The 18,207-nt window shown below is 62.3% G+C and carries 19 protein-coding genes; 6 read left to right on the top strand and 13 right to left on the bottom strand.

Features of this window, described 5'->3' with window-relative positions:
- Positions 1-3: 3 nt before the first annotated feature.
- The 3 genes from QCE79_RS12535 (at position 4) to QCE79_RS12525 (ending at position 3,387) form a co-directional block, all read left to right on the top strand.
- Entirely contained in the window at positions 4-735 is a 732-nt protein-coding gene (locus QCE79_RS12535) for a DsbC family protein (protein ID WP_244826332.1), read from the top strand.
- Positions 736-833: 98 nt separating this feature from the next.
- Positions 834-2,651 carry a PDZ domain-containing protein gene (locus QCE79_RS12530; protein ID WP_309844500.1) on the top strand — a complete coding sequence of 606 codons (1,818 nt, stop codon included), beginning with the start codon at positions 834-836 and terminating at the stop codon, positions 2,649-2,651.
- A gap of 139 nt (positions 2,652-2,790) precedes the next feature.
- A complete protein-coding gene (locus QCE79_RS12525) occupies positions 2,791-3,387 on the top strand; it encodes an FMN-dependent NADH-azoreductase (RefSeq protein WP_250465758.1) in 597 nt (198 codons plus the stop codon).
- Positions 3,388-3,475: 88 nt separating this feature from the next.
- On the opposite strand, the gene QCE79_RS12520 is transcribed toward QCE79_RS12525, so the two are convergent.
- The 8 genes from QCE79_RS12520 to rpe form a co-directional block, all read right to left on the bottom strand.
- On the bottom strand, positions 3,476-4,252 hold the full coding sequence (locus QCE79_RS12520; RefSeq protein WP_309844498.1) for a uracil-DNA glycosylase: 777 nt from the start codon (positions 4,250-4,252) through the stop codon (positions 3,476-3,478).
- Positions 4,249-4,902: a CYTH domain-containing protein gene (locus QCE79_RS12515; protein WP_244826328.1), complete on the bottom strand. Its 654-nt coding sequence runs from the start codon at positions 4,900-4,902 to the stop codon at positions 4,249-4,251. The genes QCE79_RS12520 and QCE79_RS12515 overlap by 4 nt, the downstream gene beginning before the upstream one ends.
- Positions 4,903-4,923: 21 nt before the next feature.
- Positions 4,924-5,709, bottom strand: coding sequence for an indole-3-glycerol phosphate synthase TrpC (gene trpC / locus QCE79_RS12510; RefSeq protein WP_250509530.1), 786 nt, complete (start codon positions 5,707-5,709; stop codon positions 4,924-4,926).
- An 11-nt stretch (positions 5,710-5,720) separates the two neighbouring features.
- Entirely contained in the window at positions 5,721-6,752 is a 1,032-nt protein-coding gene (trpD, locus tag QCE79_RS12505; protein ID WP_244826326.1) for an anthranilate phosphoribosyltransferase, read from the bottom strand.
- Between the two features lie 5 nt (positions 6,753-6,757).
- Positions 6,758-7,342, bottom strand: a complete 585-nt coding sequence (locus QCE79_RS12500) for an aminodeoxychorismate/anthranilate synthase component II (protein WP_244826325.1) — start codon at positions 7,340-7,342, stop codon at positions 6,758-6,760.
- A gap of 12 nt (positions 7,343-7,354) precedes the next feature.
- The gene (gene trpE / locus QCE79_RS12495) at positions 7,355-8,851 is read right to left on the bottom strand and encodes an anthranilate synthase component I (protein WP_250465751.1); all 1,497 of its coding nucleotides are present in this window, start codon (positions 8,849-8,851) and stop codon (positions 7,355-7,357) included.
- A gap of 385 nt (positions 8,852-9,236) precedes the next feature.
- On the bottom strand, positions 9,237-9,977 hold the full coding sequence (locus QCE79_RS12490; RefSeq protein ID WP_250526289.1) for a phosphoglycolate phosphatase: 741 nt from the start codon (positions 9,975-9,977) through the stop codon (positions 9,237-9,239).
- A complete protein-coding gene (rpe, locus tag QCE79_RS12485; protein ID WP_309844496.1) occupies positions 9,974-10,663 on the bottom strand; it encodes a ribulose-phosphate 3-epimerase in 690 nt (229 codons plus the stop codon). Before rpe ends, QCE79_RS12490 begins: the two co-directional genes overlap by 4 nt.
- 295 nt (positions 10,664-10,958) lie before the next feature.
- Here rpe and apaG point away from each other — a divergent pair, with 295 nt between their 5' ends.
- Positions 10,959-11,333 carry a Co2+/Mg2+ efflux protein ApaG gene (gene apaG / locus QCE79_RS12480; RefSeq protein ID WP_244826321.1) on the top strand — a complete coding sequence of 125 codons (375 nt, stop codon included), beginning with the start codon at positions 10,959-10,961 and terminating at the stop codon, positions 11,331-11,333.
- Between the two features lie 20 nt (positions 11,334-11,353).
- Here apaG and QCE79_RS12475 read toward each other — a convergent pair whose 3' ends face one another.
- Positions 11,354-11,503: a hypothetical protein gene (locus QCE79_RS12475; protein ID WP_309844495.1), complete on the bottom strand. Its 150-nt coding sequence runs from the start codon at positions 11,501-11,503 to the stop codon at positions 11,354-11,356.
- Between QCE79_RS12475 and QCE79_RS12470 the strand changes: the two genes are divergently transcribed.
- On the top strand, positions 11,502-12,665 hold the full coding sequence (locus tag QCE79_RS12470) for a murein transglycosylase A (protein WP_284507758.1): 1,164 nt from the start codon (positions 11,502-11,504) through the stop codon (positions 12,663-12,665). The genes QCE79_RS12475 and QCE79_RS12470 overlap by 2 nt on opposite strands.
- Here the strand turns inward: QCE79_RS12470 and paaK are convergent.
- The 4 genes from paaK to paaN all read right to left on the bottom strand — a co-directional run bounded on the left by paaK (position 12,662) and on the right by paaN (position 17,079).
- Positions 12,662-13,960, bottom strand: coding sequence for a phenylacetate--CoA ligase PaaK (gene paaK, locus QCE79_RS12465; protein ID WP_250509524.1), 1,299 nt, complete (start codon positions 13,958-13,960; stop codon positions 12,662-12,664). The two genes, QCE79_RS12470 and paaK, sit on opposite strands and share 4 nt — an antisense overlap.
- A 70-nt stretch (positions 13,961-14,030) precedes the next feature.
- Positions 14,031-14,417, bottom strand: a complete 387-nt coding sequence (paaI, locus tag QCE79_RS12460) for a hydroxyphenylacetyl-CoA thioesterase PaaI (RefSeq protein WP_250509548.1) — start codon at positions 14,415-14,417, stop codon at positions 14,031-14,033.
- A gap of 58 nt (positions 14,418-14,475) precedes the next feature.
- Entirely contained in the window at positions 14,476-15,267 is a 792-nt protein-coding gene (gene paaG, locus QCE79_RS12455) for a 2-(1,2-epoxy-1,2-dihydrophenyl)acetyl-CoA isomerase PaaG (RefSeq protein ID WP_309844492.1), read from the bottom strand.
- A 102-nt stretch (positions 15,268-15,369) separates the two neighbouring features.
- Positions 15,370-17,079 carry a phenylacetic acid degradation protein PaaN gene (gene paaN, locus QCE79_RS12450; RefSeq protein WP_309844489.1) on the bottom strand — a complete coding sequence of 570 codons (1,710 nt, stop codon included), beginning with the start codon at positions 17,077-17,079 and terminating at the stop codon, positions 15,370-15,372.
- A 139-nt stretch (positions 17,080-17,218) separates the two neighbouring features.
- On the opposite strand from paaN, the gene QCE79_RS12445 reads away from it, so the two are divergent.
- A complete protein-coding gene (locus tag QCE79_RS12445; RefSeq protein WP_250465743.1) occupies positions 17,219-17,995 on the top strand; it encodes an enoyl-CoA hydratase in 777 nt (258 codons plus the stop codon).
- Positions 17,996-18,207 lie beyond the last annotated feature (212 nt).

The following is an 18,207-nucleotide window of genomic DNA, read 5'->3' as shown; positions in this document are numbered from 1 at the left end:
AACATGAAACGCACACTTCGAACGGCACTCGCAGCGGCCGCGGCACTCGCCGTGACACTTGGTCTCGGCTGTACGGCGCAGGCCGACCAGACCACCGACAAGATCAAGTCCACGCTCGAATCGCGCATGGGCGACGCGAACATCAAGAGTGTCGACAAGACGCCCATTCCAGGGCTCTATGAAGTGAACCTCGGCTCGCAGATCGTCTATACCGACGCCACCGGCAACTACGTGCTGATCGGCGATCTCGTCGATACGCGCAGCAGCAAGAATCTCACGGAAGCGCGGCTCTCCGAGACCAACAAGATCGACTTCGCGAAGCTGCCTTTCGAGAACGCGGTGAAAGTGGTGAAGGGCAACGGCAGCCGCAAGATCGCGGTGTTCTCGGACCCGAATTGCCCGTATTGCAAGCAACTCGAATCGACCTTGAAGTCCATCGATAACGTCACCGTGTACACGTTCCTGTATCCCGTGCTCTCGCCGGATTCGACCGCGAAATCGAAGTCGATCTGGTGCTCGAAAGATCGCGCGATGAGCTGGGAAGGCTGGATGCTGGACCGCAAGGCGCCGACCACGGCCGCCTCGTGCGACACCACCGCCATCGACAAGAACCTGAAGCTCGGTCACACGATGAACGTGAGCGGCACGCCGACCGTGTTCCTCGCGGACGGCCGCCGTCTGCCAGGCGCCGTTCCCGCCGACCGGCTGGAGAAGGAACTTTCGACCGCGCATTGAGGCGGCCCGAACCCCCGACGAGAGGCGCATGAGAGGCGCCTCTTTTGGTTTCAAAGGCGCACCGACCGCGCGCCCACAACAAGAACAAAGGACACGACATGGCAACGACTACGCTCGATCGACCGGTGCGCTACAGCATCGTTCCGAAGAACCCGGCCGCGCATATCTTCGAAGTCACGCTCACGGTCGCCGCGCCGGACCCGGCGGGACAACGCTTCATGCTGCCGGTGTGGATTCCGGGCAGCTACATGATTCGCGAATTCGCGCGCAATATCGTCACCTTGCAGGCGTTCAACGCGGCAGGGCGCAAGATCGGTATCGAAAAAATCGACAAGCACGCGTGGCAAGCCGCGCCGGCGGATGGCCCCATCACGCTGCGTTACGAGGTGTACGCGTGGGACATGTCGGTACGCGCCGCGCATCTGGATGACAGCGTCGGCTTCTTCAACGGCACGAGCGTGTTTCTCGCGGTGGAGGGGCAGTCGGCTGCGCCGTGTATCGTCGATATTCAAGCGCCGCAGGGCGGAGCGCTGCGCAACTGGCGCGTCGCCACGGCGCTTGCCGAAGCGCGTGGCACGAAGCGCCATGGTTTCGGCGCGTACGAGGCCGCGAATTACGACGAACTCGTCGATCATCCGGTGACGATCGGCGAATTCGCGCTCGGCGGCTTCACCGCGCATGGCGTGAAGCACGACATCGTGATCTCGGGACGCGTGATCGGGCTCGACATGAACCGGCTCGCGGCCGACCTCAAACGCGTGTGCGAAGCGCAGATCGCGCTCTTCGAACCGCGCACGAAGAAAGCGCCGGTGGATCGCTACGTGTTCATGACGGTCGCCGTCAGCGATGGTTACGGCGGGCTGGAACATCGCGCATCCACGGCGCTGATCTGCAATCGCGGCGACTTGCCGGTGCTTGGCCGACCCGAAGTCAGCGAAGGTTATCGCACGTATCTTGGCCTTTGCAGCCACGAATACTTCCATACGTGGAACGTAAAGCGCATCAAGCCGGCGGCGTTCGCGCCGTACGATCTGTCGCAGGAAAATTACACGTCGCTTTTGTGGCTCTTCGAAGGTTTCACGTCGTATTACGACGACCTGATCCTCGTGCGCACCGGCCTTATTTCCGCGAGCGATTACTTCTTGATGCTCGGCAAGACCATCGGCGGCGTGTTGCGCGGAAGCGGGCGGCTCAAGCAATCGGTGGCGCAGAGTTCGTTCGACGCATGGGTGAAGTACTACCGCGCCGACGAGAACGCATCGAACGCCATCGTCAGTTACTACCAGAAGGGTTCGCTCGTCGCGCTGGCGTTCGATTTGTCGATCCGCGCGCAGACGGACAACCGTAAGTCGCTCGACGATGTCATGCGTCTCTTGTGGCAGCGCTACGGACGCGACTTCTATCTCGGCAAGGCACGGGGCATCCGCGAGGACGAAGTGGAAGCGCTCTTCGCCGAGGCCACCGGCGCGGATCTGCGCTCGCTGTTCCGCGACGGCGTGCGCGGCACGCGCGACTTGCCGCTCGACGCGCTCCTCGAGCCGTTCGGCATAGCACTCGCGCCCGATCTGCCGACGAGCGGCACGGCCGGCAAGCCGTCGCTCGGCGTGCGCGTGCGTGGCAGCGCGGAGTGCACGCTGGCGGTCGTGCACGACGGCAGCGCCGCACAGAAGGCGGGGCTTTCGGCGGGCGATGTTCTCGTGGCCCTCGATGGTCTGCGTGTGACGGGATCGAATCTGGAGGCGCTGTTGTCGCGTTATCTGCCGGGTGCGAAGGTCGAAGTACACGCGTTTCGCCGCGACGAACTGCGTCGTACCGAAGTGAAGCTCGACGGCCCCGAAGTGTCGCGTTACGTGCTGACGGCTATCGACGGGCGCGGACCGTCGAAACAATGGCGCGAGCGCTGGTTGAAGGGCTGAAAGGCTGCGCCCACCGGGGATTGTCCTACTGGTGCAACGATCCTTCACGGCCGGACGGCTTTTTCCGGAACGCCGAACAACGAAGAATGCTTCCAACGCGGGCGCCGACGGCTCCCGCTCCTCCATCAAGGAAGCCATCATGACGACGATTCTCCAGATCAACTCCGCAGCCCGCTCGCAAGGCGCTCAATCGACGCTGCTCGCCGACGAACTCACCGCGAAGCTGCAACAAAGCAATCCGGGCGCGAACGTGGTCGTCCGCAATCTGCTCGCCGACCAGCTCACGCACCTCGACGACGCCACGCTCGGCGCGTTCTTCACGCCCGCCGAACAACGCACGCCGGAACAAGTCGCCATCAACGCGAAGAGCGAAGCGCTGATCGACGAACTGCAAGCGGCCGACATCGTGGTGATCGCGGCGCCGCTTTATAACTTCGGCGTGTCGTCGCAACTGAAGGCTTATTTCGACTGGATCGCGCGGGCCGGAATCACGTTCCGCTACACCGCGACCGGCCCCGAAGGCCTGGTGAAGGGCAAGAAGGTGTTCGTGGTGTCGGCGCGTGGCGGCAAGTACGCAGGCACGCCGAACGACTCGCAAACGCCGTATCTCAAGACGTTCCTCGGCTTCCTCGGCATGACTGACGTGAACTTCATCTACGCCGAAGGCTTGGCGATGGGGCCGGAGGCCGCGAGCGCAGCGCTCGCTTCGGCACGCGATTCGATCGCGGCGCTGTAAGGCTTAAGCTCGACGCCGAAGTAAAAGAGCCCGCCCGGTCTTCGGACTGCGGCGGGCTCTTTGCATTGCGTTGCATTGATGCGGATGCTCAGGCGAGCAACTGTGCCTCGGCGGGCAAGCGCCAGTCGATCGGCTCGCGCCCATGCCGCTTCAAATATTCGTTCGCGGCGACGAAATGCCCGCACCCCAGGAACCCGCGATGCGCCGACAACGGCGACGGATGCGGCGCTTCCAGCACGCAATGCGCCTTTCCCGTGCCGTCGATCAGCGCGCGTTTTGCCTGAGCGTGCGCGCCCCACAACATGAACACGACGCCATCGTGGCGCTCGGCAATTTCGTGGATCAGCGTGTCCGTGCACTGTTCCCAGCCCCGCTTGGCATGGCTTCCCGCTTTATCGCGCTCGACGGTCAGCGACGTGTTGAGCAAGAGCACGCCTTGTTTCGCCCACGAATCGAGGCAGCCGTGAGCGGGCGCGACGATATCCAGACTCGCGGCGATCTCCTTAAAGATGTTGCGCAATGACGGCGGCGGGCGCACGGGCGCGGGCACGGAGAACGCAAGCCCGTGCGCTTGCGGCGCGCCTTTGTCTTCACCGTGATACGGGTCCTGACCGAGAATCACCACTTTGACCTCGCCAGGACTGGTGAGGCGCAATGCGCGGAAAACATCGGCGGGATAAACGGTCTTGCCGGCGGCGCGCTCGGCATCCACGAAAGCGCACAACGACGCATAGCGCGGACTGTCGATAAATGCTCTTAGATGCCGCCGCCATTCAGCGGGCAGCGCTTCGAACTGGCTTTCGAGCGTGATGAAGCCGCTAGCGTGCGTGCGAGGCTCGTCAAAAAGAGAAGGCTGCTGGCTCATGCTTCGGCGTCGTCTACCGCGCTTTCCGGACGCTCGCGCAGCCGATAACCTCGCTCCGCCTTGCTCAAATCTTCCGGGTCGAGTTCGGGAAACGCGCCGCGCAATTCGGCGGCGAGCGTGGAGAGCGCTTTGGCGTCGCCGGACTTGATTTCGAGTTCCAGCTCGCTGATTTCCGCGTGATGGTTTTCGCCATCCACGTCCGCCGTGATCTTGCCGGCGTCGAGCGCGACTTCGATCTGCGAACCTTCACGCTCGATGTCCCACACGATGCGCCGGAAGTCCGTGCGAAACAGGGCGATCAGATTCGGCGCGGCGTCCTGCAACGCCTTGCGGGCCGCTTCGTCTTCGCAGGAAACGAGGAGCGCATCGATTTCAAGCGATTCGCCCGCCACCGGCATCTCCCATTCGTGACGACGGCTCAAGCCGGCCTTCGATTCGCCCAGCACCTTGTACGTCTGCAGCCACTGGTCGGGCGTGCGGCGCAGGCGCAATGCAGACTTCGCCTTGGCGAGCGCGCAATCCGGCGTGTCGAAATAGACGTTCGCCAGTTCCATCGGCTTGCCCGCACCGGTGCGCTCGTCGAAAAAGCGCGCCACGTCGTCGTGCTGCGAAGGCGGCAGCGCGAGCTTGATTTCCTGTTCGATGCCCAAAATTCGGTCCCGTCTTTAGAGTCAGAAGAACATTCGCGCGAGTTCCGTGCCCGGATCGTCGGCGCGCATGAACGCTTCGCCGACGAGGAACGTGTGTACGTGCATCGCTCGCAGCCGGTCCACGTCGTGGCGCGAGAGAATGCCCGATTCCGTCACCACGATACGGTCGTCCGGCACCGCTTCCAGCATGCCGATGGTCGTATCGATAGTCGTCTGGAACGTGCGCAGATTGCGATTGTTGATGCCGATGAGCGGCGTTTTCAGCGTGAGCGCGTCTCGCAGTTCGTCGGCGTCGTGCACTTCGACCAGCACCGCGAGTCCGAGCGAATGTGCATAGGCTTCGAGATCTTGCATCTGCGAAAGTTCGAGCGCGGCGGCTATCAGCAGAATGCAGTCGGCGCCCATCGCGCGCGCTTCCATGATCTGATAAGGGTCGACGATAAAGTCTTTGCGCAGCACCGGCAGGCTGCACGCGGCGCGCGCTTCTTCGAGATACGCGACGCTGCCTTTGAAGAACTGCACGTCAGTGAGCACGGAAAGGCACGCGGCGCCGCCTTGCTCGTAGGAGCGTGCAATTTCGCCCGGCACGAAGTGCTCGCGCAGCACGCCTTTGGAAGGGCTCGCCTTCTTCACTTCCGCAATGACCGCGGCCCGGCCTTCAGCATGCTTCGCACGCAGCGCGCCGACGAAATCGCGCAAGTCGCGCGCGCTCGCTTCGAGCCTGAGTTCTTCGAGCGGCGCGCTTTGTTCGGCGGCGCGGATTTCCTCGCGCTTCACCGCGATGATGCGATCCAGAATGTCGCTCATGGTGATGTCCGTTATTTGGTGAATTGCTGCGTGAAGCGCACGAGAGCTTCGACCTTTTCGCGCGCCGCGCCGCTGGCGATGGCTTCGCGCGCGGCCGCCATGCCCTCGGCGATCGAATCGACGATGTCGGCCGCGTAGAGCGCCGCGCCCGCGTTCAGCGTGACGATCTCGCGCGCTACACCCGCCTTGTTGTTCAGCGCGCCGAGCAGCATGGTTTTCGATTCCTGCGCGTCCTGCACTTTCAGCGAGCGGTTCGAGACCATTTGAAGACCGAAGTCTTCCGGATGAATCTCGTACTCGTTCACTTCGCCGTTCTTCAATTCGCCGACCTTGGTCGCGGCGCCAAGCGACACTTCGTCCATCCCGTCCTTGCCGTACACGACAAGCACGTGGTTTGCGCCGAGCCGCTGCATCACACGAACCTGGATGCCGACGAGGTCTTCATGGAACACGCCCTGCAGCTGATTCGGCGCGCCCGCCGGATTGGTCAGCGGCCCGAGAATATTGAAGATGGTCCGCACGCCGAGTTCGCGGCGCACGGGCGCGATGTTCTTCATTGCCGGATGATGGTTCGGCGCGAACATGAAGCCCATGCCGGTTTCGGCAATCGAGGCGGCGACTTGTTCCGGCGTCAGATCGATATTCACGCCGAGCGCTTCGAGCACGTCCGCGCTGCCCGACTTGCTCGACACGCCGCGATTGCCGTGCTTCGCGACCTTCGCGCCGGCGGCGGCGGAAACGAACATCGATGCCGTGGAAATGTTGAAAGTGTGCGAGCCGTCGCCGCCCGTGCCGACGATATCGACAAAATGGGAGTTGTCCGCCACCTCGACGTGATTGGCGAACTCGCGCATGACAGTCGCGGCGGCCGCGATCTCGCCGATGGTTTCCTTCTTCACGCGCAAGCCGGTGATGATCGCAGCGGCCATCACAGGCGACATCTCGCCGCGCATGATGGTGCGCATGAGATGCAGCATTTCGTCGTGGAAGATTTCGCGATGCTCGATCGTGCGTTGCAGCGCTTCTTGTGCGGTGATCGTCATGGCAGTCACGCTCGCTTTCCCGATGCCGTGTTTTTCACGAAGTTTTCGAGCAGCGCGTGACCATGCTCGGAAAGAATGGATTCCGGATGGAACTGCACACCTTCCACTTCGAGTTCCCGGTGGCGCACGCCCATGATTTCACCATCAGGCGTCCATGCGGACACTTCGAGACAGTCGGGCAAAGACTCGCGTTCAATCGCCAGCGAGTGATAGCGCGTGACGTTGAAGTGTTTTGGCAGGTCGGAGAACACGCCTTTACAGTCGGTTTCGATCGCGCTCACCTTGCCGTGCATGATGGTCTGCGCGCGCACCACGCGTCCGCCGAACGCTTCGCCAATGGCCTGATGGCCGAGGCACACGCCAAGAATGGGCAGCTTGCCGGAGAACTCGCGCAGTACGTCGAGCGTGATGCCCGCGTGCTGCGGATTGCTCGGTCCCGGCGACAGGCAGATGCGTGCAGGATTGAGCTTGGCGATTTCATCGAGCGAGATTTCGTCGTTGCGAAACGTCTGCACGTCCTCGCCGAGTTCGCCGAAGTACTGGACCAGGTTATAGGTGAACGAGTCGTAGTTGTCGATCATCAGCAGCATGGTCTTTTCTCCTCAGAAGTCGCTGTCGAGGCCATCTTGCACTTGCTCGGCGGCACGCAACACGGCGCGCGCCTTGTTCTCCGTCTCTTGCCATTCGGACTCGGGCACCGAGTCGGCAACGACACCCGCCGCTGCCTGCACATAGAGATTGCCCTTGTGAATGAGGCCGGTGCGAATGGCAATCGCCAGATCCATTTCGCCGCTGAACGACAAATAACCGACCGCGCCGCCATACAAGCCGCGCTTCACGGGTTCGAGTTCGTCGATCAATTCCATCGCGCGCACTTTCGGCGCGCCGGAAAGCGTGCCGGCGGGGAAGGTCGCGCGCAATACGTCGAAGTTGCTCATGCCGGGCTTCAACGTGCCTTCGACCGAACTCACGATGTGCTGAACGTGCGAATACTTTTCGATGATCATCTTGTCCGTCACCGAAACCGAGCCGGTCTGCGCAATACGGCCCACGTCGTTGCGCGCGAGGTCGATCAGCATCACGTGCTCGGCGACTTCCTTCGGATCGTTCAGCAGTTCGGTGGCGAGTTCGGCGTCGCGCTCGGGCGTGTTGCCGCGCGGTCGCGTGCCGGCAAGCGGACGTATGGTCACTATGCGCTCGCCCGCGCGCTGTTCCTGACGCACGAGAATTTCCGGCGATGCGCCGACCACGTGAACGTCGCCGCCAAAGTTGTAGTAGTACATGTACGGCGACGGATTGAGCGAACGCAGCGCGCGATACAGCGAGAGCGGGTTGTCGCGGAACGGCTTGACGAGCCGCTGGCCGACTTGCACCTGCATTAGTTCGCCCGCCGCGATGTATTCCTTCGCGCGTCGCACGGCGTTCAGATAATCCTCTTTAGCGAACTCGCGGAACGTTTCGGTGCGCACACTCGCCGACGTCACGGGCGGCTGGACGGTAGCACGCAGACGCGCCCGCAGTTCGCGCAGCCGATGCTTCGCCTTGGCATACGCCTCGGCCTTGGTGGGATCGGCATAGACGATCAGGTAGAGCTTGCCCGCGAGGTTGTCGATGACCGCGACTTCCTCGGTCAGCAGCAGCTGAATGTCCGGCAGGCCGAGATCGTCGTGCGGCGCCGTATGCGCGAGCTTTTTCTCGATATAGCGCACCGCGTCGTAACCGAAGTAGCCCGCCAGGCCGCCGCAGAAGCGCGGCAAACCAGGACGCATGGCAACCTTGAAACGCTTCTGGAAGCGTTCGATGAACGCGAGCGGATCGCCTTCATCGGTCTCGGTGACGTTGCCGTCGGTCACGACTTGCGACACGCCGTTCTGTACGCGCACCACCGTGCGCGCCGGCAGGCCGATGAACGAATAGCGCCCGAAGCGCTCGCCGCCCACGACGGATTCCAGCAGGAACGAGTTGGCGCCATTGCGCTCGGACTGCGCGAGCTTGAGATAAAGCGACAGGGGCGTTTCGAGATCGGCGAGCGCTTCTGCGATGAGCGGAATGCGGTTATAGCCTTCGTTCGCCAGCGATTGGAATTCGAGTTCGGTCATGTTGCGATCCTTTGCGTGCCGCGCATTCTTTTGATTGAGCGCGGCATCGGGACAAGCGGGGCACTGCGATCGGCCGGTTTTCCGTGCTGTCGAACGGTGCGCGACGACACGCGTTTTCGCGGGCGTTTCTCGCAAGGAGAGACGTCTTGAAGAACGACGCGGTTATCGTGCGTTGCGCCGGAATGGTTCCGAAGCAAGCGGTGCGACAAGTCAGAGGAAACGGCGCGGGAATGCGCAGCGAAACAAAAAACGGATGCTGAAGCGTGCTCGAACATGATGGCTTCAGCGTACCTCGGGCGAGGTTAGCGCGACCAGCGACGCCAGGGCCAGGCTCCCCGGTCGATGCTGCTCAGACTCCGTTTTCTGTTGAGAAACATGAGATGGACTATTCAGTCAGTGTGGTATTGGGCGGCGCCAGCGTAGTGGAAATGGCCATTGCGGCGGCGCGCAGCGTGGAAACTATACCATCGGATTTCACCGATTGCACATCTTTCCCGTGGTTGTAGCCGTAGGGGACGGTGAGCGTCGCCATGCCCGCGGCGCGGCCCGCGAGAGCGTCGTTTTCGGAGTCGCCGACCGCCACGGTTTCGCGCGGCAGCACGTCGAGCCGCTCGCACGCGGTGAGCATGGGAAGCGGATCGGGCTTCTTCTGCGCGACCGAATCGCCGCCGAGAATGACCTTGAAATACTCGGCAATGCCGAAGTGCGCCAGCAACTCCACGGCGAACCGATGCGGCTTGTTGGTCACGCACGCGAGCGCGATGCCGAGTTCGCGCATGGCTTCCAGGCCTTCCTTCACTTCGGGAAAGAGCGCCGAGTACTGGCCGTTGATCTTCGCGTATTCGCTTTGATAGATAGCGAGGGCGTCGTCGAATTGCGCGGCGGCTTCGGTGCGCGGCAGGCGCACGGCGAGCACGCTGCGGATCAGATTCTCCGAGCCCTTGCCGACGTAACCCACGACTTCATCGCGCGTGACCGGCTGCTGTTCCAGACCGATGCGCACGAGCATGCCGTTGATCGCGGCGACGAAGTCGTCGGCTGTATCGACCATGGTGCCGTCGAGATCGATGATGGCCGCGCGAATCGGTCGCGCGGGTCGTATCGAAAAGGTGGTGAGTTCGCTCACTGCGCGTTCCCCACTTTGGCAAGTTCGGCGCGCATGGCGTCGATTACTTGCTTGTAGTCGTGCTTGCCGAAGATGGCCGAGCCCGCGACGAAGCTGTCCGCGCCCGCCGCCGCGATCTCGCCGATGTTCTCCACCTTCACGCCGCCATCCACTTCGAGATGAATATCGCGGCCCGTTCGCTCGCGGTAAGCGTCGATACGCGTGCGCGCTTCGCGAATCTTGTTCAACGCTTCAGGAATGAACGACTGTCCGCCAAAGCCGGGGTTCACCGACATGATGAGCACGAGATCGACCTTGTCCATCACGTGATCCAGATAAATGAGCGGCGTGGCCGGATTGAACACGAGGCCCGCCTTGCAGCCGTGATCGCGAATGAGCGACAAGGTCCGGTCGATATGATCCGAACCTTCCGGATGGAAACTGATCTGATTAGCTCCGGCTTTTTCAAAGTCCGGCACGATGCGGTCGACCGGGCGCACCATCAAATGCACGTCGATGGGCACGTCCACATGCGGGCGAAGCGCCTCGCACACCACCGGGCCGATCGTCAGGTTCGGCACATAATGGTTGTCCATCACGTCGAAGTGAACCCAGTCGGCGCCGGCCGCGACGACGTTACGGACTTCTTCGCCAAGGCGCGAGAAGTCGGCGGACAGGATGCTAGGAGCGATATGGAATTGCTTCATGGACGTGTGGAGTGAGTTGGCCCGCGTTCGGCGAAAGCATTGCCGGATTAAGGCTCGATGTCTGGAACACCGATTCTAACCCGTGTTTTTTCAGCACGTTACCCGGCTGAACGGCCTAATACGTGCTACTCGGAATGAAATGGCGCGAGTTTTGGATTTGACTCGAGCACGCAATTCGTATTGCGAGTGTGAATTGCATAAAGCAGAATGCTTGACCAGTGGAAGCAAAGCGATGAAACAATGAGGCACCTGCGCGCTAAATGGCGGCGCAGCGACGAATAGAATTGGAACAACGATGAGCCAGTACGAATTCAGCGTCGCGGTCGAGACGCGCTACCTGCCGGACCAGTCAGATCCCGACAACCGTCAATACGCGTTCGCCTACACGTTGACGATCCGTAACACGGGTCAGGTCACCGCTCAACTGATCTCCCGTCACTGGATCATCACCGATAGCGACGATCACGTGCAGGAAGTAAAAGGGCTCGGCGTGGTCGGGCATCAGCCGCTTTTGCCGCCGGGCGAGCGCTTCGAATATACGAGCTGGGCCGTCATCGCGACGCCCGTGGGCACGATGCGCGGCTCGTATTTCTGCGTGGCGGAAGATGGCGAGCGCTTCGAAGCGCCGGTCGCGGAGTTCGCGCTGCACATGCCGCGCACCCTGCATTGAACGCGGAGTTTTAGTGGTAATCAGCGGCGCTTCGCAGCGTCGTTTTGGCGGTTCCGGTGTTTCTTCTTGCCCGAATTCGTCCACACGACGATAAAAATCAGCAAGCCGAGCGCAACCAGCGACTCGAGCCCGAAAACCAGCATTGGATATTCGTCGAACAGATCAGACATGGCGGTTCCCATCAAGAACGAGCATTGTATGCGTTTCACGCGGTCAGCCGCGCGCGTGGCGGCGCTGGCCGCATCGATTGCAACCGCGGTCCTCGTCGCCTCGTGCGGAGGCGGCTCTTATACGAAGCCAGGCGCGAATGCACCGACTGGCGCGCCGATCATCACGGGACAGCGCGCGGCTTCGCGTCTTTCGCCGGTGAGCTGGCAGCAAGTGCCGGGCTGGCAGGACGATTCACTCATCGGCGCGACGGCCGCGCTGCGTCAGAATTGCAGCCGTCTCGCGCGTCAGGCGCCGTGGCAGCGAGCATGCGCGGCGGCACAGCAGCTCGACGATCTGGACATGTCGGCGGCGCGCAGCTTCTTCGAGAGCTACTTCACGCCTTATCAGCTCGCGAATACCGACGGCACGCTCGACGGTCTCGTAACCGGCTACTACGAGCCGTTGTTGCGCGGCGCGCGTACGCGGCATGGCATCTATCAGAACGCGCTTTATCGATGGCCGTATCGCTATAAGCAAGGCTCCGCGTTGCCTGCGCGCGCGCAGCTCGAACGTTCGGGCGCGTTGACCGGCAACGAACTCGTCTGGGTCGACGACCCGATCGAAGCGTTCTTCCTGCAGGTTCAGGGTTCGGGACGCGTCGTCATGGAAGACGGAAGCGTGATGCGCGTTGGCTTCGGCGGCACGAACAACCAGCCGTATCGGTCGATCGGCAAGGAGTTGCTCGATCGCGGCGAAATCACGCCGGTGCAGGCGACCATGCAGGGCATCAAGGCGTGGGCGAAGGCGAACCCCGCGCGCGTCGATGCGCTCCTCGACGTGAATCCGCGCTTCGTGTTTTTCCGTGAGATGCCGTCGGCCGACGTGGTGTCCGCGAGTCTCGGCGACGGCCCGGTTGGCGCCTTGGGGGTGCCGCTGACGCCCGAACGTTCGATCGCCGTCGATCCGTCCGCGATCCCCCTCGGCACGCCCGTGTTCCTCCAGACCACGCGTCCGCTCAGCAATCAGCCGATGAACCGCCTCGTCTTCGCTCAAGACACCGGCAGCGCAATCAAGGGCGGCGTGCGCGCCGACTACTTCTGGGGCCTGGGCGACGACGCCGGCGATCTTGCCGGCCGCATGAAGCAGGGCGGCCGGATGTGGCTCTTGCTGCCGAATTCCTAGCGGGCGCGTTTGTCGACGACGCGTCGCGCCTTGCCCACCGAACGCTCGATGCCGTTCACCGCGAGCACATTCACGATAGCGCTGACGCCTATCAGCGCCTTGATGTCGTAGGTAAGCGCGTCCCTGGCGCCGTCGAGCGCGACGGTATCGGGCGCGGATTCGGGGCAAGGCTCGACGTTCAGCGTCAGGACGTCGAGCGGACCTTCCTTCGTCAGTACGATCTGGTAGTGCGGCGCGAGCACGGGGCGCTTGAGCAGCAACTCTTCTATCTGCGTGGGGAACACGTTGACGCCGCGCACGATCATCATGTCGTCCGAGCGGCCGGTGATCTTTTCCATGCGGCGCATCGTGCGCGCGGTGCCCGGCAAAAGCCGTGTGAGATCGCGCGTGCGATAGCGGATGATCGGCAGCGCTTCCTTTGTCAACGAGGTGAAGACGAGTTCGCCGAATTCGCCATCCGGTAACACTTCGCCCGTTTCCGGGTCGATGATCTCGGGATAAAAATGGTCTTCCCAGATCGTCGGGCCGTCCTTGGTTTCCGCGCACTCCGAAGCCACGCCTGGCCCCATCACTTCCGAAAGCCCGTAGATGTCGACCGCGTCGATACCCATGCGCGCCTCGATCGCGCGACGCATGTCGTTCGTCCACGGTTCCGCCCCGAAGATGCCGAGACGCAGCGAGCAACTCGCCGGGTCGACGCCTTGCCGCTCGAGTTCATCCGCGATCGAGAGCATGTAGCTCGGCGTCACCATGATGATGTCCGGACGAAAGTCCTGGATCAGTTGCACTTGCTTTTCGGTCTGACCGCCGCCGAAGGGAATTACCGTGAGTCCCGCGCGTTCGGCGCCGTAATGCGCGCCGAGGCCGCCCGTGAAGAGACCGTAGCCGTAGCTCACGTGGACCTTATCGCCGCGTCGCGCGCCGGCTGCGCGGATCGAGCGCGCCACGAGATTCGCCCAGATGTCGATATCGGACGCCGTGTAACCCACAACAGTCGGCTTCCCGGTCGTGCCGGACGAAGCGTGGATTCGCGAAATTCGCTCTTGCGGCACGGCGAACATGCCGAACGGATAACTGTCACGTAAATCTTTTTTCGTCGTGAACGGGAAGCGGGCGAGATCGGCGAGCGACTGCACGTCCTCCGGATGCACGCCGGCTGCATCGAACTTGCGCCGATACACCGGCGAGTTCTCATAGGCGTGCTTGAGCGTCCATTTCAGACGGTCGAGTTGCAGCGCCAGAAGTTCGTCGCGGCTCGCCTTTTCTATGGGCTCGAGCGGCAGCGTCGTGGTCATCGTTGTCTCCTTCATGCTCGCCATGCAGCGGGGCCATGTCTGGCGCGTCCGCCTGCTCGGGTCGGTCCAGTCAGACTGGTATGACGGTGCCGCGGATCTGCGCGGACTTGCCGCGAAACATCGCGACCGTTTCGCCTTCGCGGTTGGTCAGGCGAATATCGTAGATGCCGGCGCGGCCGCTCAAAGTCTGCTCGATCGCTTCGGCGGTCAGTCGATCGCCGCCTTGAACCGGACGCAGAAATTCGATCGAACAGCCCGCCGCGACCGTGCTGAGGTTGTACGAATTGCATGCAAAGGCGAATGCGGAATCGGCAAGCGTGAACATCAAGCCGCCATGACAGATCGCGTGGCCGTTCAGGAAGTCGGGGCGCACGTTCATCTGCAGCCGCGCATAGCCAGGCCTGATTTCGACGAGTTCGATGCCGAGCGAGCGCGTGCAGGCGTCTGCTTCATACATTGCCTTGGCGGTCGCTTCCGCCAGTTGTTGAGGCGTCACGGGTTTCTCCTTGCGGCTCTCACAGACCTTCGAAGCGCGGTGCGCGCTTTTCCTTGAACGCGGCGACGCCTTCCATGAAATCGTGGGACGCGCCCAACTCGCGTTGAACATCGCGTTCGAGGTCGAGTTGCTGATCGAACGTGTTGTTGGCGCTCGCGCGAAGCGCCTGCTTGATCGCCGCTATCGCCTTCATGGGCTGCTGCGCGAGTTGTGCGGCCAGTTGCGTCGCGGCGTCGGTCAAGTCGGCGTCTTCCACCACGCGCCAAACGATGCCCCACGCTTGCGCTTTTTCCGCGCCGAGCTTCTCACCCGTCAGCGCGAGCCCGAGCGCGCGCGCTTCGCCGACACGTCGTGGCAGAAGCCACGTTCCACCTGAGTCGGGCACGAGACCGATCTTCACGAACGCCTGAATAAAGCTGGCCGAGCGCGCGGCAATGACCAGATCGCACGCCATCGCCAGATTCGCGCCGGCGCCGGCGGCCGTGCCGTTGACAGCGGCGATGATCGGCAATGGCATTGCCTGGAGACGTCGCACGAGCGGGTTGAAGTGCGCTTCGATCAGCTCGCCGAGATCGGGTGTGGCGCCTTGCGTGAAGTCGAGATCGGCCAGATCCTGACCCGCGCAAAAGCCGCGTCCCGCGCCGGTGATGATGACCGCGCGCGCGTTGCTCGCTTCGACTTCGTTCAACGCGTCGTTCAGCTCGACATGCATCTCGCGGGTAAAGCTGTTCAGCTTGTCGGGACGATTGAGCGTCACCGTTGCCACGCGCGTCGTTGCATCGATATGAAACAGGACGGACTTCCCGGACATGGCGTCTCCTCAATCACCAATCGTTCGAATCGATACTAGCCGTGCGTCCGAGCCCTTGCCAGTCGGCCGAATGGCATAGGCCTTTTGCACCGTCGCGTTTGCCTATGCCGTTTGGCTAGCTTTCGCAGTCGCGGCCTTCGGCGCAACATGGACTCTGCTTTGCACGACACGAAAGCGATTGGCGACGTAAGCCGCGTCGGACAGCGCAGCGTTGGCCGCGGGATTCGCGCCGGTGCCATGGAAGTCCGAGTACGCCGCGGTCTGATTGACGAAAACGCCGCCCGTCAGATTGATGGACAGGGCGACGCCGCCGCGAATGGCTGCGTCATAGGCCGCTTCGATCACTGCGTCGTCCGTGCTGTACACGGCGAAGGTCAGCGCGCCGTGTTCTTGCGCGATCGAGCCGGCAAGTTCCAGCGACTGCGCGGTCGAGTCCGTCGCGACGACGAAGGAGATCGGGCCGAACCATTCCTTGGTGAAGCTGGCTTCATCGGCGCGCGCGTCGAGTTTGAGCACGAGCGGCGTATGCACTCGCGCTTCGGGAAATGCCGGGTGCGCGAGCATCTGGCTATCAAGGAGAACCGCGCCGAGTTCGCGTGCTTGGGCTACACGATTGACGACGCCATCGTTTTGAATCGCGCCGGTCAGTTCGACCGCGCGCGCCGGATCGGAGGTCAGTTTTTCGACGGAAACGGCGAGCGCCTTTGCGACATCGTCGAAGCTCACGTGTCCGTCGGCCGTGCGGATACCCTCACGCGGCACGTAGATGTTTTGAGGCGCCGTGCACATCTGGCCGGAATAGAGCGCGAGCGAAAACGCAATGTTCCGTGCCGCTGCCTTCAGATCGTCCACGGAATCGATGACGATCTGATTGACGCCCGCTTTTTCCGTATAGACCTGCGCCTGATGCGCGTTGCGTTCGAGCCAGGTGCCGTTCTGCGTGCTGCCCGTGAAGTCGATCAGCTTGATTTCGGGCCGCACGGCGAGTTCTTGTACGAGCGGGCCGTCATTCGGAGCGGTGGCGAGCAACGTGACGACATTCGGATCGAAGCCCGCATCCCGCAGTACTTCGCGCGCGATGCGAACAGTGATCGCAAGCGGCAAGATTGCACCCGGATGCGGTTTGACGATGACGGCGTTGCCGGTCGCGAGATCGGCGAACAGGCCGGGGTAACCGTTCCACGTCGGGAACGTGCAGCAGCCAAGCACGAGGCCCGTGCCGCGCGGAACAATGGTGAAGCGCTTTTGCATCGCGAGCGGCGGATTCTTGCCTTGTGGCTTTTCCCAATGCGCTTCGGAAGGGATTCGGCGCATCTGGTCCCACGCATAGACCACGGCTTCGAGCCCGCGATCCTGCGCGTGCGGGCCACCTGCCTGAAAGGCCATCATGTATGCCTGACCGGTCGTATGCATCACGCTTTGCGCAATTTCGAAGCTCGCGCGGTTCAGTCGCGAAAGAATCTCGAGACTCACGCCGACCCACGCTTTCGGTCCAGCGGCGCGCCACGCAGATTGCGCTTCAGAAGCGGCCCGAATGAGCGCGTCGGGATCAGACTTGGGATACTTGATGCCAAGCCCAATGCCGAACGGCGATCGTTCGTCACCGACTGTCTCTCCCGTCGAGGGCTGGTCGAGTTCGAACGTCTTGCCGAGATGCGCCTTGAACGCGGCTTCGCCATTCGCGGCTGCCGTTTCCCCGTACACTTTGGGGCTCGGCATTTCGGCGAACGGGCTCCAATAGCCGCGTGTCTCGATGGCGGCAAGCGCTTGGTCGAGCGTCGCCTCATGTTTCGTAAAGAGCGGATGTGTCATGGTCGCGAGCAGTAGGAACGGCGGATGGCGGCGGATCGAATAATTAACCGACCGGTTGGTTGGTAATGTTAGCATTATCGAGATAGCGCGAAGCAAGTGATTTCATTAGGGCTTACCTGAGGATCGAAAGGAGGAGTGCATGGCTTACGAGAATCTGTTGGTAGAGACGCGCGGGCGGGTTGGACTGATCACGCTCAATCGGCCGAAGGCGCTCAACGCGCTGAACGACGCGCTGATGGATGAGTTGGGCGCGGCGTTGAAGGCATTCGACGCCGACGAGGATATCGGCGCGATCGTCGTGACCGGCAGCGAGAAGGCGTTCGCAGCGGGCGCGGACATCGGAATGATGGCCGGCTATTCCTATATGGACGCCTACAAGGGCGACTACATCACGCGCAACTGGGAAACCATCCGCTCGATTCGCAAGCCGATCATCGCGGCGGTCGGCGGCTTCGCGCTGGGCGGCGGCTGCGAACTCGCCATGATGTGCGACATCATCATCGCCGCGGATACCGCGAAGTTCGGCCAGCCCGAAATCAAGCTCGGCGTCATCCCGGGTGCGGGCGGCACGCAGCGGCTGACGCGCGCGGTATCGAAGTCAAAAGCGATGGACATGTGCCTGACGGCGCGCATGATGGACGCGAGCGAGGCGGAGCGGGCGGGTTTGGTGTCGCGCGTCGTCGGTGCGGAGCGTCTGATCGATGAGGCCGTCGAGGCCGCGACGATCATCGCTTCCTTTTCGCTGCCGGCGGTCATGATGGCGAAAGAGGCGGTCAATCGCGCTTACGAAACAACATTGGCGGAAGGCGTTCATTTCGAACGTCGCTTGTTCCATTCGCTCTTCGCGACGGAAGATCAAAAGGAAGGCATGGCCGCGTTCGTCGAGAAGCGCAAGCCCGTCTTCAAACACCGTTAAGTTTCTTCGACGCAAAGGGCTTGCGATTCTCGCCGGCGCCCACTAAAATTCCGTTCCTTCGCGATTCGATGAACGCGAAGGAAGCGGGAGGTGGTTTCAGTAGGCGAGGCGGGCAAAGGTGGTATTCGCTCCGAAGCGCGGTGGGCAAGAAAAGAAAGCTTCAAATTCTTGTTGACAGTAACTGAAACGACGTACATAATCTCGTTTCTCTG

Source organism: Caballeronia sp. LZ003 (assembly GCF_031451465.1).
Lineage (GTDB): Bacteria > Pseudomonadota > Gammaproteobacteria > Burkholderiales > Burkholderiaceae > Caballeronia.
Note: the sequence above shows the minus strand (reverse complement) of the source record. Positions and strands in the feature narration are given on the sequence as shown.

Bases quoted from the DNA above. Each gene is read 5' to 3' on its own strand.
- QCE79_RS12525 (WP_250465758.1), top strand. From the start codon at position 2,791: ATGACGACGATTCTCCAGATCAACTCCGCAGCCCGCTCGCAAGGCGCT.
- QCE79_RS12470 (WP_284507758.1), top strand. From the start codon at position 11,502: ATGGCGGTTCCCATCAAGAACGAGCATTGTATGCGTTTCACGCGGTCA.
- QCE79_RS12500 (WP_244826325.1), bottom strand. From the start codon at position 7,342: ATGCTGCTGATGATCGACAACTACGACTCGTTCACCTATAACCTGGTC.
- paaN (WP_309844489.1), bottom strand. From the start codon at position 17,079: ATGACACATCCGCTCTTTACGAAACATGAGGCGACGCTCGACCAAGCG.
- rpe (WP_309844496.1), bottom strand. From the start codon at position 10,663: ATGAAGCAATTCCATATCGCTCCTAGCATCCTGTCCGCCGACTTCTCG.
- paaI (WP_250509548.1), bottom strand. From the start codon at position 14,417: ATGTATGAAGCAGACGCCTGCACGCGCTCGCTCGGCATCGAACTCGTC.
- apaG (WP_244826321.1), top strand. From the start codon at position 10,959: ATGAGCCAGTACGAATTCAGCGTCGCGGTCGAGACGCGCTACCTGCCG.
- trpD (WP_244826326.1), bottom strand. From the start codon at position 6,752: ATGACGATCACCGCACAAGAAGCGCTGCAACGCACGATCGAGCATCGC.
- QCE79_RS12475 (WP_309844495.1), bottom strand. From the start codon at position 11,503: ATGTCTGATCTGTTCGACGAATATCCAATGCTGGTTTTCGGGCTCGAG.
- QCE79_RS12445 (WP_250465743.1), top strand. From the start codon at position 17,219: ATGGCTTACGAGAATCTGTTGGTAGAGACGCGCGGGCGGGTTGGACTG.
- paaK (WP_250509524.1), bottom strand. From the start codon at position 13,960: ATGACCACGACGCTGCCGCTCGAGCCCATAGAAAAGGCGAGCCGCGAC.
- paaG (WP_309844492.1), bottom strand. From the start codon at position 15,267: ATGTCCGGGAAGTCCGTCCTGTTTCATATCGATGCAACGACGCGCGTG.
- QCE79_RS12530 (WP_309844500.1), top strand. From the start codon at position 834: ATGGCAACGACTACGCTCGATCGACCGGTGCGCTACAGCATCGTTCCG.
- QCE79_RS12535 (WP_244826332.1), top strand. From the start codon at position 4: ATGAAACGCACACTTCGAACGGCACTCGCAGCGGCCGCGGCACTCGCC.
- trpC (WP_250509530.1), bottom strand. From the start codon at position 5,709: ATGAGCGACATTCTGGATCGCATCATCGCGGTGAAGCGCGAGGAAATC.
- trpE (WP_250465751.1), bottom strand. From the start codon at position 8,851: ATGACCGAACTCGAATTCCAATCGCTGGCGAACGAAGGCTATAACCGC.
- QCE79_RS12520 (WP_309844498.1), bottom strand. From the start codon at position 4,252: ATGAGCCAGCAGCCTTCTCTTTTTGACGAGCCTCGCACGCACGCTAGC.